Raw genomic sequence first — 15,964 nt, forward strand, 5'->3', positions numbered from 1 at the left:
GTTCCACTATAATAGTTATAATAGTTATAAAGTAGAATTGGCATCTTGCCTATTCCACTAGAGATTCAGTGTTTTTGTGGAACGGGCTTCTAGCCCGTTGCTAACCCCAAAAAACACGCAAGATGCCTATTCCACTAGAGATTCAATGTTTTTGTGGAACGGGCTTCTAGCCCGTTGCTAACCCCAAAAAAACAGGCAAGATGCCTGTTCCACTAGAGATTTAATGTTTTTGTGGAACGGGCTTCTAGCCCGTTGCTAACCCAAAAAATCAACTCTAAAATTGATATGAACAAAATTTTTAGAATTGCTAAAACTTTGCTCGTTACCTACTACGCTTATATGCTCGAATACCGGGCGGAATTGTTTTTGTGGGCCCTTTCGGGAGCTTTGCCGTTTATATTGATGGGTGTCTGGATGCAGGCGGCAGAAACTGGTCAATTTGGGCTGAATTCGATCGACTTTGCCCGTTATTTTTTAGCCGCTTTCATTGTCAGGCAAACAAATGTAGTTTGGGTGATTTGGGAGTTTGAAAAGGAAGTAGTGCAAGGCACGCTATCTAATAGATTGTTGCAGCCTCTCGATCCGGTATGGCATCACTTTGCATCTCACGTTTCCGAAAGGTTTGCGAGGCTGCCCTTTGTATGCGGATTAGTGCTGCTGTTTTTTGCACTTTACCCGCAGTCTTTTTGGCTGCCGAGTTTGGGCCAGTTTTTGCTGTTTTCGCTGGTTATCGTCTTGGCTTTTTGCTTGCGGTTCCTGATCCAGTATACCTTTGCGCTGTTTGCTTTTTGGCTGGAAAGGGCAAGTGCGATCGAGCAATTCTGGTTTCTAATTTACCTGTTTTTATCGGGACTTATCGCGCCGCTAGAAGTGTTTCCCGCACCCGTGCGCGAAGTAGTTTTGTGGACGCCTTTTCCTTATTTGATTCATTTTCCCGCTTCAATCTTGATAGGATTGCCCGTAGATGTAGGCCGCGGTTTTTTGGTAATGTTGGGTTGGAGTGCGGTGTTTTTTGTGTGGAATCGCTGGCTGTGGCGACAGGGCTTGAAGCAGTATTCGGGCATGGGCGCTTAAATAATAATTAAAAATTAGAAAACTGTAAGGTGCGTCACAGTACAAATATTAATCGTTTTATCAAAAACAATTAGCTGACGCATCTACTTAACACGAGTTTAAAAAAACAATGCAACTTTATGCAAGCTGCAAACTCTTATGTGATCGGTAATTCCAAATCTAAAATCTAAAATCTAACATTTAAAATGTTATAAGTCGATCGCACACATCATGCAAAAATGCAATCGCGAGTATTCGACAATTGCATAAACCTCCATTTTTTGTATATATAAGTACAAAAGTTTACAATAAAGTCTTATATTAATTAACCCAACGACTGATAAACGGGATAAAAAAGATTCTAATGACAGCCAAAAAAAACCTCATTGTAATCGGCAATGGCATGGTAGGTCACAAGTTCCTAGAGTTAATGGTGAGCTCGGATGCTGCCAAAAACTGGAATTTAATTACTTTTTGTGAAGAACCGCGCGTTGCTTACGATCGCGTAAACCTCAGCGGATTTTTCTCTGGCAAAACAGCAGGAGATTTATCTTTAGTTCCACCTGGATTTTATCACACAAATGACATAAAGCTTCACATCGGCGACAAAGCAGTCGCTATCAATCGGCAACAAAAAACAGTCTCTTCAGCCAACGGTTTAGAAGTTCCCTACGACAAAATTGTTCTCGCGACCGGTTCCTATCCATTTGTGCCATCAATTAAAGGCAAAGACGCTACAGGGACTTTTGTTTACCGGACAATTGACGACCTGGAGGCGATGTTAGATTACGCTAAAAATTGCCAAACTGGTGTAGTGATTGGCGGCGGGTTGTTAGGTCTAGAATGTGCTAATGCTCTGCAAAATATGGGTCTAAAAACTCACGTTGTTGAGTTTGCGCCGCGGCTGATGCCCGTACAAGTTGACGAGATGGGCGGGGCAATTCTTCGCAGCAAAATAGAAGAGTTGGGGGTTTCGGTTCATACCAGCAAATCTACCACAGAAATTGTCAGCGAAGATGGCAAAGTTACTAAAATGCTGTTTGCTGACGGTTCGGAATTGGCAACAGATATGATTGTCTTTTCTGCTGGAATTCGCCCCCGCGACGAAATTGCCAAAAGTTGCGGTATAGAAGTAGGAGAACGCGGTGGCATTGTGATTAATGATAGCTGCCAAACCTCCGATCCTGACATTTATGCGATCGGAGAATGCGCGCTGTATCAAAATCGCATCTACGGCTTAGTTGCGCCTGGGTATACAATGGCAAGCGTAGCGGCAGATATTTTGAGCCGTGCAGCGGATGACGGGCAAGATGCCCGTTCCACAAGCACTTTTACAGGTGCGGATATGTCCACTAAACTCAAATTATTGGGGGTGGATGTCGCTAGTTTTGGTGATCCTTTTCCCAAGTCGGGCGATGCTAAAGAAATTGTTGTTACTGACACATTCCAAGGCATTTACAAAAAATTAGTTTTAAATCAAGACGGCAGCAGGATTTTAGGTGGAATTCTCGTAGGAGATGCTTCGGCTTACGGCACTTTGCTGCAATTCATGCAAAATGAAATTGCTCTGCCGCCACATCCCGAAGATTTGTTAATGCCACCGCGAGAAGGGGGAGTACCGGCGGGTTTTGGAGTTGACAGTTTGCCGGATTCGGCTCAAATTTGTTCTTGCAATAATGTTACCAAAGGGCAGATTTGTGCAGCGATTCGCGATTATAATTTAACCGATGTTGCCAGCGTCAAGAAATGCACTCAAGCTGGGACAGGCTGTGGCGGGTGCGTGCCTTTGGTGACGGATATCTTCAAGTCGGAGATGAAAAAAGCTGGGTTTGCAGTCAAAAATAATCTCTGCGAACATTTTGAATATTCTCGTCAAGAATTGTACCATTTAGTGCGTGCTCAAGAGATAAAAACTTTTGAGGAGTTGATTGAAAGACATGGCAAAGGTAAGGGTTGCGAAATTTGCAAGCCTGCTGTTGGTTCGATGCTAGCTTCTACTTGGAATGACCATATTTTAGAGAAGTCTCACGTCGGTTTGCAAGATACGAACGATTACTTTTTGGCAAACATTCAGCGCGACGGTACTTATTCGGTGGTGCCGCGAATACCGGGGGGAGAAATTACGCCGGATAAGTTGATTGTTTTGGGTGAAGTTGCCAGGGATTTTGGGCTTTATACTAAGATTACTGGCGGGCAACGGATTGATTTGTTTGGAGCTCGTGTGGATCAATTGCCGCATATTTGGCGTCGGTTGATTGATGCGGGATTTGAGTCGGGACACGCTTACGGTAAGGCTCTGCGTACTGTAAAATCTTGTGTTGGCAGCACTTGGTGCCGCTTTGGGGTGCAGGATTCTACGAGTTTGGCGATCGAGGTTGAATTGCGGTATCGTGGTTTGCGATCGCCCCACAAGCTCAAATCTGCTGTCTCTGGTTGCACTCGCGAATGCGCGGAAGCTCAAAGCAAGGACTTTGGGATAATTGCGACGGAGAATGGTTGGAATTTGTACGTGTGTGGCAATGGCGGCATTAAGCCACAGCACGCGGTTTTGCTGGCGACGGATATCGATAAGGAAACGCTGATTAAGTATATCGATCGATTCTTGGTTTTCTACATCCGCACCGCCGACAGATTGGAACGCACTGCTACTTGGTTGAACAAACTTGAGGGCGGGATTGAATACTTGAAACAGGTAATAATTGAGGATTCTCTGGGCATTTGTGCTGAATTAGAAGCGCAGATGGAACATTTAGTGAATACTTATCAATGTGAGTGGAAAACGACGATTGAAGACCCGCAAAAGGTGCAGCGGTTCCGGCATTTTGTGAATTCCGATTTGCCCGATCCGAGTATTGTTCGTGTTGCGGAACGGGGACAAACGCGGCCGGCTAACGAACATGAAAAATCTTTGGTTGGAGTATCGGAATAATCGATCCCCAGCCCTCCCCTTGCTAAGGGGAGGGAGCAAGATAACCCCTCCCCAGCCCTCCCCTTGCTAAGGGGAGGGAGCAAGAATCTCGTTCCCAGGCTCTGCCTGCGAATGAATTCTGGGAAGCTCTGCCTCCTTCCGCGAGGCGAGGCAGAGCCTCGAAACCTACGTTCCCAGCCGGAGACTGGGAACGAGATTGAAGTAAAATAACAGGAAAAGAAGATGGTTCAATCATTACAAGTTTCCGATACAGTAACAACTTGGGTAGATGTGTGTTCTCTGGATGCGATCGCCCCTTATACTGGAGTTTGCGCTTTAGTTAAAGGCGAACAAGTGGCGATTTTCCGAGTGGGAAACGGGGATGAAGTTTATGCGCTTAGCAATTACGACCCCTTTAGCAAAGCTTTTGTTTTGTCGCGGGGAATTGTGGGCGATCGCAACGGCACTCTCAAAGTTGCTTCTCCCATTTACAAGCAAAACTTTAGTCTCGCTACCGGGCAATGTCTGGACGATGAAACGGTAAAAATTCCGACTTTTGCGGTTCGGGTTGCTGCCGATCGCGTCCAAGTAGCTGTTAGTTAGATTCAGCCGCTTAATTGTTCGATCGCCATCCGCCACCACCTAACATTCCTGTGGGTGCTGGCGGATTTTGCATTGGGGCCCTGCCGACTCAGTATTTTTCGTATAAAATAGAGTCGATTAGCTCCATACTCCAGGCTAGCTCAAAAAAATCTCAACTAATATCGGAGCTGATGCGAGGATTGTCAATGCAAACAAACTTCAGGGACAGGGTATCGCTATGTTGTTAAAAAAACTTGTTTCCGAAAATAATCCCCAGACTGTAGCAGAGTTAATCCATGCCCAACTCAAAATCGGTCAACTGACTTGGGGCCAACTCAACACACAAGTTTTCGGCCAGCACTGGCGGGACGAATCTTTGCACGAAGTCCTCACAGAAATTGCAGCTAAGCTCGACAAAGAAACAGCGAGCAAAATTATAGAATATCTCACAGATCAAAACGGTCAACAAGAAAAATTTATTAATTTGTTTTTAGCAGCGCAATGCCTGTTAAAAGTTGAAAATGATGTTAATAAAAAAACCGCCAAAAAACTGTTAAACGCTTTAAAAAAGTTATCGCAATACGGCACGGGTTTCCTGATTCTTTATCAAAGCGCTCAAGAATTGCAGGAAATTTATCAAATTCGCAATCGATCGATCGCGGCGATCGCCCAAACTTGGAAAAACGACCCGCAAACCCTGCCTTGGCTGAAAATACTCGCTCACTCCAGTGACTGTGGCGAAGTCCGGGCCACAGCAGTCGAAGCAATAGCCCGTGGTTGGCCAGAGCAGCCAGAAATTTACCTAATGCTCAAAAACCTCGCCAAATCCGATGGAAGCTGGGCAGTGCGATCGACCTGTGTCCGAGAAATGGCTTCTGGTTGGCCAGACACGAGCGATACCTTGCCGCTGCTGGCTGCCCTAGCTCAGTTCGATCAAAGTCCCGCAGTCCGCACCACAGCAATCGAACAGTTAGCCTCAAATTGGCCCGATCGCACAGATACCTTGCTGGTGCTGAGAACCGCCGCCGAATCCGACGAAAATTTGGGAGTGCGAGTCTGTGCGTGGCAAGAAATAGCCAGAGGTTGGCACAGCCTTTTAGGCACGGCCTCCCTGCTCAAAAACCTTGCCCAGACAGGAAGTTCTATCCTGCGAACCGTAGCGGTGCGGGAGTTGGCAGCGGGCTGGCCCGCCGCAGCCGACGTTTGCCTGCTGCTGAAAACCCTAGCCGAATCCGACACCAGCAAAGAAGTGCGGACAGCAGCCTTAGAAGAATTAGCCTCGCACTGGCCCGGCGAGTCCGACATTTACCCGCTGCTGAAAACTAAAGCCGAGTCCGACGCGAGTTCGAGCGTCCGGCGCGCAGCAGTGCAAGCAATTGCCTCTGGCTGGCCCGGGAACCCCGAAACTCTGACTTTTTTGAAAAATATAGCATTGGGCGATCGCGACGCCGACCTGCGAGAAATAGCCCTACAACAGATAGCCGCAGGTTGGCCCGACCACCCAGAAACCCTGCCCCTGCTGCAAAAAATAGCTGATTCCGAAGATTACTGGACTGTGCGGCAAGTAGTAGTGGAAGCAGTCGCCGCACTGCCGTCAGCCAGTCTTGAAGTCTTTGCTTGGTTGCAAAATCTCGCCGAGTCAGACAGACACCTCAACGTCCGAGAAACTGCGGTGGAAGAAATCGCAAAACGCTGGTCTCACCGGGGCGAGACGCTGCCTTTCCTCAAAAGCCTGGTCGAGTCGGAGCAAGATTCTCACTTGCTGAGCGTGCTGGTGCGGGCGATCGTCCGGGGGTGGCCCGACGACCCGGAAACCTTGCCTTGGCTGAAAATTCAGCTCGATTCTAGCCATGCGCTTGTGCGCCCAGCGGCGGTGCTTGAACTTGCTTACAACTGGCCCGACAATCCTGAAACTTGGATGCTGCTGGAGGCTAAAGCAGAGGGCGATGAGAGTCCGGCTGTGAGACAAATCGCTTTGCAAAAGTTAGCGCGTGGGTGGACAAATCAGTCTCAAACTTTCGAGTGGCTCAAAAGTAGAGCTCAAAAGGATGAAGATTCGCAGGTGCGGGCGATCGCCCTGGTAGAGTTAATGCGGGGATGGAAAGACGAGCCGGGAATGTTTGAGTTTTTGCGCGATCGAGCTTTGAGCGATGTTGACAATCAAAACGGTTCTTTTCCTTACAATCCCAGGTTTACAGCACTCGAAGCGATTATCGAACATTATCCCGAAAATCCGGGAGTTGTGCCTTTGTTGCGATCGCTTGCAGTTTCCGACGCCGACGAGCAAGTCCGGGCCTTAGCGGGCCGTCGGCTACGCAGCCAAGATTGGTAAGTGGAAACAATCCTTTAGACACCTCGAAAAATTAATCATGCCTGCTCTTATTTCTGGAGTTTGAGGATGCTCCAACTTGAGACGTTTAGGCATAACTTGTCTTCCTTGCACTCTTAACATTCTTTCAGTAGACCTCTTGCAAAAATCCTTTTCCTCCATTGATGGGACGGGCTCTCCGGCCCATCCCACAAGATTTATTTTTTCTTGTGGGATGGGCCGAAGAGCCCGTCCTAATTATTTTTGCAAGAGGTCTAGTATCTCATTCCGGCGCAGCCGGAAGTGATATTAACAGTTAACACTGGGACTAACTCAAACGAGTGACACTCAAATGAGTGACACTCGAAAAAGTTACTGTGCATCCACAATTTCCACCAGTTATACCTGAAATATCAAAGACCAAAACTTAAATCTTGAGAGGAACCAAATTATGTACACAGAAGAAAGAAGCTTGAACAATGAAACTATGGCTCTCGTCGCCGATACTACTTCTCAATCAAGTCTGGCATTTGCTGAAACCACTGCAGGAAACAAACCCACATTACAAAGGGGTTCAACAGGTCAAGCTGTCAAGGAACTACAACAGCTTCTATATCATTGGGGTTATTATTCCGGGGCGATTGACGGTATTTTCGGCATCCAAGTTCACAACGCCGTCAAAGGCTATCAACACCGCGTCTTTTTACAAGAAGATGGGATTGTCGGCCCTATCACTTGGCAAGCACTATACTCTGGTGCACCTGTGAATATGCCGGTAGTCATGAAGGGCAGTTCTGGTAATGCTGTTAAAATTGTTCAGAATGTCTTGAAAATGAATGGATACTATTTCGGTTCCATTGACGGATTCTTCGGGACGATGACAGATGTAGCAGTGCGACAATTGCAACTCAGCAAGGCTTTACCGCAAGATGGAATTGTCGGCTACAAAACTTGGCACGCCCTCAGCAAGTTACCGCACTAATGACGGGTTGGATTAATATCAATTCCAGTTGCACGAGCGAAATAATTGTTGACTGTTGACTGTTTAGTAGGGGTCATTCGATTTTAGATTTTAGATTTTAGATTTTGGATTGACCCCACGGATAAATTCGGGGGCTTGAGGATTTTAGATTTTAGATTTTGGATTGATTCCACGGATAAATTACGTGGCGAGTACCATCAAAAAATTCTTGGTCAAAAAACTGAATGGTTGACTGTTAACTGTTGACTCGATTTTATGATTCCGATGCAACCGAAAACCATATGATGACGTTGGCTGTTGGTATTTTGATGCTGTAGGAGTTTGTTTCATTTCAGTTGATAATTTAAGCAATATCTAAAGGAGTACGTGTCATGGATACTAAATTCAAGAGAAGAATTCTCTCAATTGATGGTGGTGGTATTCGGGGTATTATTCCGGCGATTCTTCTCAACTACATTGAAGAGCGCACAGGAAAACGCATAGCAACAATGTTTGATTTTATTGCAGGCACTTCAACAGGAGGAATTTTAGCACTGGGTTTAACTAAAAAGAACTCAGACTCTAGCATCAATAATGAGCCAGAGTATACCGCTGCCGAACTTGTAAATTTCTATCGTCAATATGGACAAAAGGTTTTTAATGAGTATATTCGACTGGATTTTGATGATTTGCTACAACCCAAGCACAACCCAAAAGGTAAGCAAGAAGTTTTAAAGAATCTTCTAGGTGAAGCTAAGGTTGAAGATGCCTTACGAGAAATTTTCATCCCTAGCTATGATATCGAACTGAGAGCACCAGTTTTTTTTACAAGCAATCCGGACGCAGAGGAACCCGAAAGTATTCATAGCCGTAAAGTATGTAGCGGATTCAAAATGTGGGAGGCAGCAATGGCAACTTCTGCTGCACCGACATTCTTTCCACCCTACCAACTCGACACGGCACATACTACCGATGAGGGATATTACGCTTTGGTAGACGGTGGAGTTTTTGCCAATAATCCTTCCTCACTTGCAATGATGGAGGCGATGATTTCTTACAAGAAAAAAACTGGTGAAGAACTACACCGTAAGGATACCCTTGTTGTTTCTTTGGGTACTGGCTCAGTAACCAGGAGGTATAAGTATAGAGATGCCCAAAATTGGGGACAAATCAAATGGGCAATTCCCTTACTTAACGTTGTTTTCGATGGTCAAAGCGAATCTGTTGCGTATCAGCTTCAGCAGCTAATGGTGACTAAAGGAGACAAAGAAAATAACCGAAATTACTATCGTTTTCAACTTCAATTGAGTAGTGATAATGGTCACGATCAAATGGACAACGCAAGTCCCAGTAATATTGAACACCTTGAGGAGCGAGGTGAAAAACTGATTCAAAACAGTAAGAGAGATTTGGATGAGTTGTGTAAGCTTTTGAAGGAGGAGACTGAACTATATTCTAATTAACCGGACAGTTAACTCGATGTACGGTTGGAGGATTTTTAATGGGGGTAAGACTTTGTGTGTATTCATTCCCAGAAAAGGGCATCGCATACCGCACTGCTTCCCCCATTAGCGAACACCGATCGCACTCCGAAGCTGTTTTCTCCCACCTCAACAACTGTTTCCGCAAAACTTGGTATTGCTTGCGCCGCTGCACGAGGCTTGCAGTTTCTGACACCGACGAGCAAGTGCGGGTATTAGTCGCTCTCCGGCTTGAAGTGTTCACAATTAACTGTTAATAATTGATCAAAAGGGCGATCGCATACCGCACCGCTTCCCCCATCATCGAACAGCGAACGCGCTCGGAAGCCGTTTTCTCCCACCTGAGCAACTGTTCCCGAAAAGCCGGATCTTGTTTTGCCCGCTGTACGATCGCCTGACTGATGACTTTCTTTTGAATCTGCTCTGTCGGGATACCTTGCTGCTTCAAATAATCCAACAGCCGCTGCACGCTTTCGGAAAATTTATCCGGCGTCTGAGACATCAAAATAAACGAAATTTGGCGTACCATTCGCTGGTAGATTTCCTGTCTTCTGAGCAATACTTCCTTGTGACCCGGCTCAGCCGGCTCGGCACTGTTACTAGGAACAGCCAAGTCGAGCAAACTCAAAATTTCAGCGCCCTTGGCTAAAACCTTTTCCAACATATCTGGATAAAGCTCCAAAATGCGATCGCCCAAAATCTTGCCATTCACCAAACGGTTCGCGGTCAGCCGCAGTAAATGTTGTTCTCCAGCAGACTCAAAAAATTGAACGTTCAACTTGAGTTCGCGGCTTTCCAACTCCACCCGGCGCACCGTAAAAACCAAAGCCTCCCAATTAGGAGGTTCAGCAAAACCCACCTCCACAATCGAACTTTCCTCTTGATGCTGCCGCCCCAATTCCCCAGACTCAAAATCGCGATCGACAGGCAAACGATTTGCCGCAACTTTCGCAGTATAATCAAACTGAGTAAAAACATAGCGACAGTCAACTTTCGACAGATCGACATCTTGAACTTGCCAATTTTGAATGCAGCAGCCCGTAAGCTGCGCCCCCTCCAAATTCGTCCGAATCAAACGGCACTCAATCAAACAAGCTTCTCTTAAATCCGCCTCACCCAACATCGCATCCATCAAATAAGCGCCGCTCAAATCAGCTTTTTGCAAATCAGCATTACGCAAATTAGCTTCGCTCAAATCCGCCCGCAACAAATACACTCCTTGCAGGTTAGCTCGCAGCAAAAGCGCCTTCTTAAAACTCGCTTTCAATAAATAAGAACCCGCCAGATTAGCTCGACTCAAATCAGCGTTATCCAGCACCGCCTCAGTCAAATCCGCCCCCGCCAGCACTGCTCGGTGCAAGTCAGCACCCGTCAGATTTACCGATCGCATTTGAGCGCCATTCAAGTCAGCTTCAATCAAATTTACACCGATTAAAATTGCCGATCGCAAATTCGCTTCCACCAAATGCGCTTCCCGCAAATTAGCGCCCGTTAAATTAGCACCAACAAGACTGGCGCGGTTGAGATTCGCCTCCATCAATTCCGCCGCCATCAACTTCGCGCCGTCGAGTTTAGCCCCAGCCAAATTAATTTGGTCAGATTTAACTCCTTGAAGATTAGCACCGCCCAAATCCGCTGCCGGGAACGCGGCCCAATTGAGTTCTGCTGCTTCCAAACAAGCAAGGCGCAAATCCGCTTTAGCAAGATTTGCCCCGCTCAAATTTGCCCCGCTCAAATTCGCCCCAGCCAGCCCCGCACTGCGGAGATCCGCGCGGCGCAAACAAGCCCCTATCAACTTGGCATTGCTCAAAAAAGACCAGCTCAAATTAGCACCGGTCAAGTTAGCACCAGTGAGGTCTATTTCTCGCAGGTTGACACCGCTTAAACTAGCGCCACTGAGGTCAATGTGACTAAAGTTGCGCTCTCCCTGTTGATAGCGCTGTAAAAATTCTTGTGTTTGCATTCCGCTGGTTTGGGGGCTGGCAATTTAGCTGTTTTAGGACGCGCTGGTGAATAACTTTAACTGTAAGGTACGCAATGAACACGAGCGGGCTAGGCACGGGGACACTACTCCTACTACTTACTGCAATAACTCATGTCCTCCGGGTGATCCGTGGGTACTTTACCCCTATAGATAGCAGCTCAAAGGATTTGTTGCGTAAGTTCTATTTCTACTACCAGTTTTACAGACTTTTGTAACTTCAAGTAGCCGAGTTCATATCTGATACTCTGCCCCGCCGGAGACTGCTTTTACCTAAAGCGCTGCAATTCTTGCTGCAAGTGCTTTCCCCATTTAGTCGCTAGAGGAATTTCTGTAAAAGGAACCTGCACCGCAGCAGCATCTTTCAACAAAAATTCGAGGGCGATTGGACTTCCAGAATTCGGCGGCGACTCTAAATCAACTGCCTGAGAGTTGACTAACAACCGCAGTGACTGCACGTCTTTTAAAGAAAAAGTTTGCAAATTCACAGGCCCGCTGCGAGTAGGTTTTCCCCAAGTTAAACTGTCTTCTTGCTGACCAAGTACAGCATAAATATCGTACTTAGCTTTAGCGAATTGTTCTGCCCAGACGCGATACGCTTCCAGCTTTTGATACTCGTTCCATCCAGCCCAAGCTAGAGAAATAAAAATTGCCAGCAGCGGCAGCCACATTAAACCTCTTTCCATGCAATACCCTTGTTGAAAATAGTCCCGGTTCTGTTTGTCATCTTCTCTAATGATACAATTAATTGAACTCCTCAAACTTGCTCAGCAATTTAAACTAGAAATTAGAGCCATTTTTGAGCGAGCAACAGCCACCGCCGAAAACTACCAAACGCCCCCGTGCGAGATATCCACAAGCCGCAGCAAGGAAAACTGGCGCTGGCGGTGAAAATTGGGTTATTGTGGTGAACACGCCTTCCCTAAACGGACGATCGGCAATGAAAAAGTTTTTCCTTCTGTGCTTATTTTTAATCGGGCTCGGCTGGGCGATTTCTAATTTCCCAGGACTTGCTACTCAAGGCACTTACGACTCGATTGTGCTGGATTTCCGCGAAGATTTGGGTGCTGCTGAGATTGCGAAAGAAGTAAATGCGATCGCCCAACAGTACCAAGTCGCACCGCAACTCAACAGCGAATTCTCAGCGGCCGACAATGTATATGTAGTTAAGGGCGATCGCACTTTGCTAAATGCCCTGAGAAAATCAAATTTGGCTAAAGATACCGAATACATTGAACCGAACTACGTTTACAGCGCTTTCGAGATTCCCAACGACCCCATGTATACCAAGCAGTGGAATCTCCGCAGTATCAACGTAGAATCTGCCTGGAACGAAACCAAAGGCAGTGGCACAACAGTAGCGATAATTGACACGGGTATTACTCCAGTCGCTGACTTAAAAGAAACCAAATTTGTACCAGGCTACGACTTTGTAAACGATCGCGCCGAAGCCTACGATGACAACGGCCACGGTACTCACGTCGCAGGTACTGTCGCCCAATCAACTAACAACAATTACGGCGTCGCGGGCATCGCCTACGAAGCAGCTTTAATGCCGCTAAAAGTATTAAGCGGCAGCGGTGGCGGCACGGTTTCCGACATCGCCGAAGCGATTAAATTTGCTGCTGACAACGGTGCAGATGTCATCAACATGAGTCTCGGTGGCGGTGGCGAAAGTCAGTTAATGGAAGAGGCGATCGACTACGCCCACTCTAAAGGCGTTGTCATCATCGCAGCAGCCGGCAACTCCGGCGACAGTTCCGCTTCCTATCCCGCCCGCTATCCCCACGTCATCGGCGTTTCCGCCCTCGGCCCCGACGACGAAAAAGCCTCTTACTCCAATTTCGGCGCAGGGGTTGACATTGCAGCCCCCGGCGGTTCTGAAATGGGCAAGATCCTGCAAAGTACGATCGACCCGGAAACCGGCGCCGAAGTCTTTGAAGGCTACCAAGGCACTAGCATGGCTTCTCCCCACGTTGCAGCCGTTGCAGCCCTTGTCAAGGCCTCCGGTATCACAGAACCAGACGAAATTCGCAGCGTACTTTTGCAGTCCTCGCGAACTGTCACTGAAGATCCGTTAAACCATTTTGGTTCGGGACACCTCGACGCAGCCGCAGCAGTTCAGCTAGCCCAGCGCGGACAAATCAACTTCCGCGATTTCTTCCGCTGGCTGCGCGATAACGGGTATCTCAGCCCCCGCTTTTGGATTGACGGCGGTGCAGTCGCCCTGTTGCCTAAAATTGCAATGGTGCTCGGTTCTTACCTGCTGGCTTTCTTTATGCGGAATTATTTTCCGTTCCAGTGGACTTGGGGCTTTTCCGGCGGCTTGATTGCTGGCAGTTCTGGGTTCTTTGGCCTGCGAAATCTGTTTGTATTTGACTTGCCGCAGTGGCCGATGCGGGTGATGGGCAGTTCTATTCCCGAACTCGGGGGTGCAATTAATGGCAGCAGTATGCTGAATCCCTTTTTTGCTAGCGTTTTGATTCCTGGGATTTTGATTGCTTTGCTGTTGGGACATCAACAGTGGAAGTGGATCGCGATCGCAATTTCGATCGGCTTTGCTAGCAGTTTAGCGGTGAATGCTTTTGTATCTCCCGCTGTTTGGGGATTGGGAACTGGTTTGGTATCACAATCATTCTTGATTGTCAATGCTTTGCTGTGTTTCGGACTGGCGCGTTTAGCAATTAAAACAGAGGTGCGATCGGCATGAGTATTACTGTCAAAGGTGAAATTGAACGCAAAGGATTAGGCCCGGGCACTTGGGCTTTGGTTGGCCAAGATGGGGAAACTTACGAACTTAAGGATGCTCCTTCTGACTTGAAAAAAGCTGGTTTGAAAGTCAGTGTTAAAGGTGAAGTCCGCAAGGATGTGATGACTTTTGCTATGATCGGCCCGGTGCTTGAGGTGCAGTCTTTTGAGGTGTTGTAGGTCGATCGACTAATCCAGCTTTCGAGCAAAAAAAACCCCGGCCAAAATTGGCTGGGGTTTATTAATCAGGGTGTATCTTTATTTACTTTCCAGTGGCTAGCACGATGTTCGGGATCAATTTGATTTTTAACCGCAGATGTACGCAGATTAACGCGGATAATTCTTGATTTATTGAAATTTTGTGGTTTTGACTGCAATACGAAAAAAAAACCCGGCCAAAATTGGTCGGGAGTTAATTAATCAGGGTGCATCTACTAATTTAGTCTCCGGTTCGAGGTGCACCTATTCCGGACAGTTTGGGAAAATTTGGGAAAATTTGTGGTTTGGGGTGCGATCGCTCAAAAAAAAACCCGCATTAAGAAGGTCGGGAGTTAATTAATCAGGGTGCATCTACTAATCTAGTTCTCGTTTTTACAGCGATCATTTATAAAACAGTTTAAAATATACTCAATGAGTTTATTTTGATGAATTGATACCTGATGGTTTTTTTAAATTTATGCGAGTTATCAGCAAAAGAACCCTGAGAGACTTTTGGGAAAAACACCCCTATGCAGAACCCAATTTATTACAATGGTATCAGCGAACGTCCGAGGCAGCATGGAAAAACCTAGCCGAAGTCCGCCAAGTTTTTCTCTCAGCCGATATCGTAGGAAATTTTACAATTTTCAATATCAGTGGCAACAACTACCGACTCATTACCTTTATCGATTATGAATATCAGCTAATTTTCATCCGTCGCGTACTAACTCATGCCGAATATAACAAGGAGAATTGGAAAAATGACAGTTGGTTTAAAAACTCCTAGCAACTACTATATGGAACTCATCACCACCTTTCCACCACGTCCAATCACTAATGATGATGAATTAATCGCCACGCAAACTCGCATTAATGAAATTCTCGATCGAGCAAGTATCACCTCCGACGATCGGGATTATTTAAAAGTGTTGGGTACACTGGTATATGACTATGAAGAAGAACACGAAATTTGGCCTACATTGAAAGGAATTGCCCTGGTGAAAACATTAATAAATGAAGATAACGTTTCGCCAGAAAAAGTGTTAGAAATCTTTGAGAGTGAAGAGAATTTCAACGAAGTTATGATGAGCAAGAGAGAACTAACTGTCGGTCAATTAAAAAAACTCGGAGAGTTATTTCACATCTCGCCATCTGCTTTTGTGGACTAAAACTTTTCTCCAGCCTCACAGCACCTTTTTCAGGACAAATCTGATTTTTAACCGCGATACACGCAGATTAACGCTGACAGGCGTTGATTTAGTGCTGATTTGTGGTATAGAGTGCGATCGCCCAAAAAAAACCCCGGCCAAAATTGGTCGGGAGTTAATTAATCAGGGTGCATCTACTAATTTATTCTCCGATTCGAGGTGCACCTGTTCCGGACAGTTTGGGAAAATTTGGGAAAATTGGTGGTTTGGGGTGCAATACGAAAAAAAAACCCCCAAACCAGAATTGGCGGGGAGTTAATTAATCAGGGTGCATCTACCAATTAAGCTTCCTGAGAATTCCAGCGCCATCCGGACAACCTCAAACTTTCTTCAGCATCACCGTCGATACCGCAAAAAAAAACCCCAAACCAAAATTGGTCGGGAGTTATTTAATCAGGGTGCATCTACCAATTAAGCTTCCTGAGAATTCCAGCGCCATCCGGACAACTTCAAACTTTATTCAGCATCACCGTCGATACCGCAAAAAAAAACCCCAAACCAAAATTGGTCGGGAGTTATTTAATCAGGGTGCATCT

Annotated in this window: 13 protein-coding genes; 10 read left to right on the forward strand and 3 right to left on the reverse strand. The window is 46.4% G+C overall.

Features of this window, described 5'->3' with window-relative positions; translation table 11 throughout:
• Positions 1 to 285 precede the first annotated feature (285 nt).
• The 6 genes from QUA43_RS23470 (at position 286) to QUA43_RS23495 (ending at position 9,275) form a co-directional block, all read left to right on the forward strand.
• Positions 286 to 1,074 carry an ABC-2 family transporter protein gene (locus QUA43_RS23470; protein WP_333376881.1) on the forward strand — a complete coding sequence of 263 codons (789 nt, stop codon included), beginning with the start codon at positions 286 to 288 and terminating at the stop codon, positions 1,072 to 1,074.
• Between the two features lie 343 nt (positions 1,075 to 1,417).
• Positions 1,418 to 3,982 carry a nitrite reductase large subunit NirB gene (gene nirB / locus QUA43_RS23475; protein WP_333376882.1) on the forward strand — a complete coding sequence of 855 codons (2,565 nt, stop codon included), beginning with the start codon at positions 1,418 to 1,420 and terminating at the stop codon, positions 3,980 to 3,982.
• A 222-nt stretch (positions 3,983 to 4,204) separates the two neighbouring features.
• Entirely contained in the window at positions 4,205 to 4,564 is a 360-nt protein-coding gene (gene nirD / locus QUA43_RS23480) for a nitrite reductase small subunit NirD (RefSeq protein WP_333376884.1), read from the forward strand.
• Between the two features lie 217 nt (positions 4,565 to 4,781).
• Positions 4,782 to 6,875 carry a HEAT repeat domain-containing protein gene (locus QUA43_RS23485; RefSeq protein ID WP_333376886.1) on the forward strand — a complete coding sequence of 698 codons (2,094 nt, stop codon included), beginning with the start codon at positions 4,782 to 4,784 and terminating at the stop codon, positions 6,873 to 6,875.
• Positions 6,876 to 7,302: 427 nt separating this feature from the next.
• Positions 7,303 to 7,833 (forward strand): peptidoglycan-binding protein, encoded by a 531-nt coding sequence (locus QUA43_RS23490; protein ID WP_333376888.1) that lies wholly within the window; start codon positions 7,303 to 7,305, stop codon positions 7,831 to 7,833.
• A gap of 371 nt (positions 7,834 to 8,204) precedes the next feature.
• Positions 8,205 to 9,275 (forward strand): patatin-like phospholipase family protein, encoded by a 1,071-nt coding sequence (locus QUA43_RS23495; protein ID WP_333376890.1) that lies wholly within the window; start codon positions 8,205 to 8,207, stop codon positions 9,273 to 9,275.
• Here QUA43_RS23495 and QUA43_RS23500 read toward each other — a convergent pair.
• The 3 genes from QUA43_RS23500 to QUA43_RS23510 form a co-directional block, all read right to left on the reverse strand.
• Positions 9,268 to 9,537: a hypothetical protein gene (locus QUA43_RS23500; RefSeq protein ID WP_333376892.1), complete on the reverse strand. Its 270-nt coding sequence runs from the start codon at positions 9,535 to 9,537 to the stop codon at positions 9,268 to 9,270. The two genes, QUA43_RS23495 and QUA43_RS23500, sit on opposite strands and share 8 nt — an antisense overlap.
• Before the next feature lie 9 nt (positions 9,538 to 9,546).
• On the reverse strand, positions 9,547 to 11,256 hold the full coding sequence (locus QUA43_RS23505; RefSeq protein ID WP_333376894.1) for a pentapeptide repeat-containing protein: 1,710 nt from the start codon (positions 11,254 to 11,256) through the stop codon (positions 9,547 to 9,549).
• A gap of 287 nt (positions 11,257 to 11,543) precedes the next feature.
• Entirely contained in the window at positions 11,544 to 11,960 is a 417-nt protein-coding gene (locus QUA43_RS23510; protein WP_333162299.1) for a hypothetical protein, read from the reverse strand.
• 254 nt (positions 11,961 to 12,214) lie between these two features.
• On the opposite strand from QUA43_RS23510, the gene QUA43_RS23515 reads away from it, so the two are divergent.
• The 4 genes from QUA43_RS23515 (at position 12,215) to QUA43_RS23530 (ending at position 15,389) form a co-directional block, all read left to right on the forward strand.
• Positions 12,215 to 13,984, forward strand: a complete 1,770-nt coding sequence (locus QUA43_RS23515; protein ID WP_333376930.1) for a S8 family peptidase — start codon at positions 12,215 to 12,217, stop codon at positions 13,982 to 13,984.
• A complete protein-coding gene (locus QUA43_RS23520) occupies positions 13,981 to 14,202 on the forward strand; it encodes a hypothetical protein (protein WP_333085886.1) in 222 nt (73 codons plus the stop codon). Before QUA43_RS23515 ends, QUA43_RS23520 begins: the two co-directional genes overlap by 4 nt.
• A gap of 496 nt (positions 14,203 to 14,698) precedes the next feature.
• On the forward strand, positions 14,699 to 15,007 hold the full coding sequence (locus QUA43_RS23525; protein WP_333376896.1) for a type II toxin-antitoxin system HigB family toxin: 309 nt from the start codon (positions 14,699 to 14,701) through the stop codon (positions 15,005 to 15,007).
• The gene (locus QUA43_RS23530; protein WP_333376898.1) at positions 14,982 to 15,389 is read left to right on the forward strand and encodes a transcriptional regulator; all 408 of its coding nucleotides are present in this window, start codon (positions 14,982 to 14,984) and stop codon (positions 15,387 to 15,389) included. The genes QUA43_RS23525 and QUA43_RS23530 overlap by 26 nt, the downstream gene beginning before the upstream one ends.
• Positions 15,390 to 15,964: the final 575 nt, after the last annotated feature.

Source organism: Microcoleus sp. N9_B4, from assembly GCF_036701635.1.
In the GTDB taxonomy this organism is placed as follows: Bacteria; Cyanobacteriota; Cyanobacteriia; order Cyanobacteriales; family Microcoleaceae; genus Microcoleus.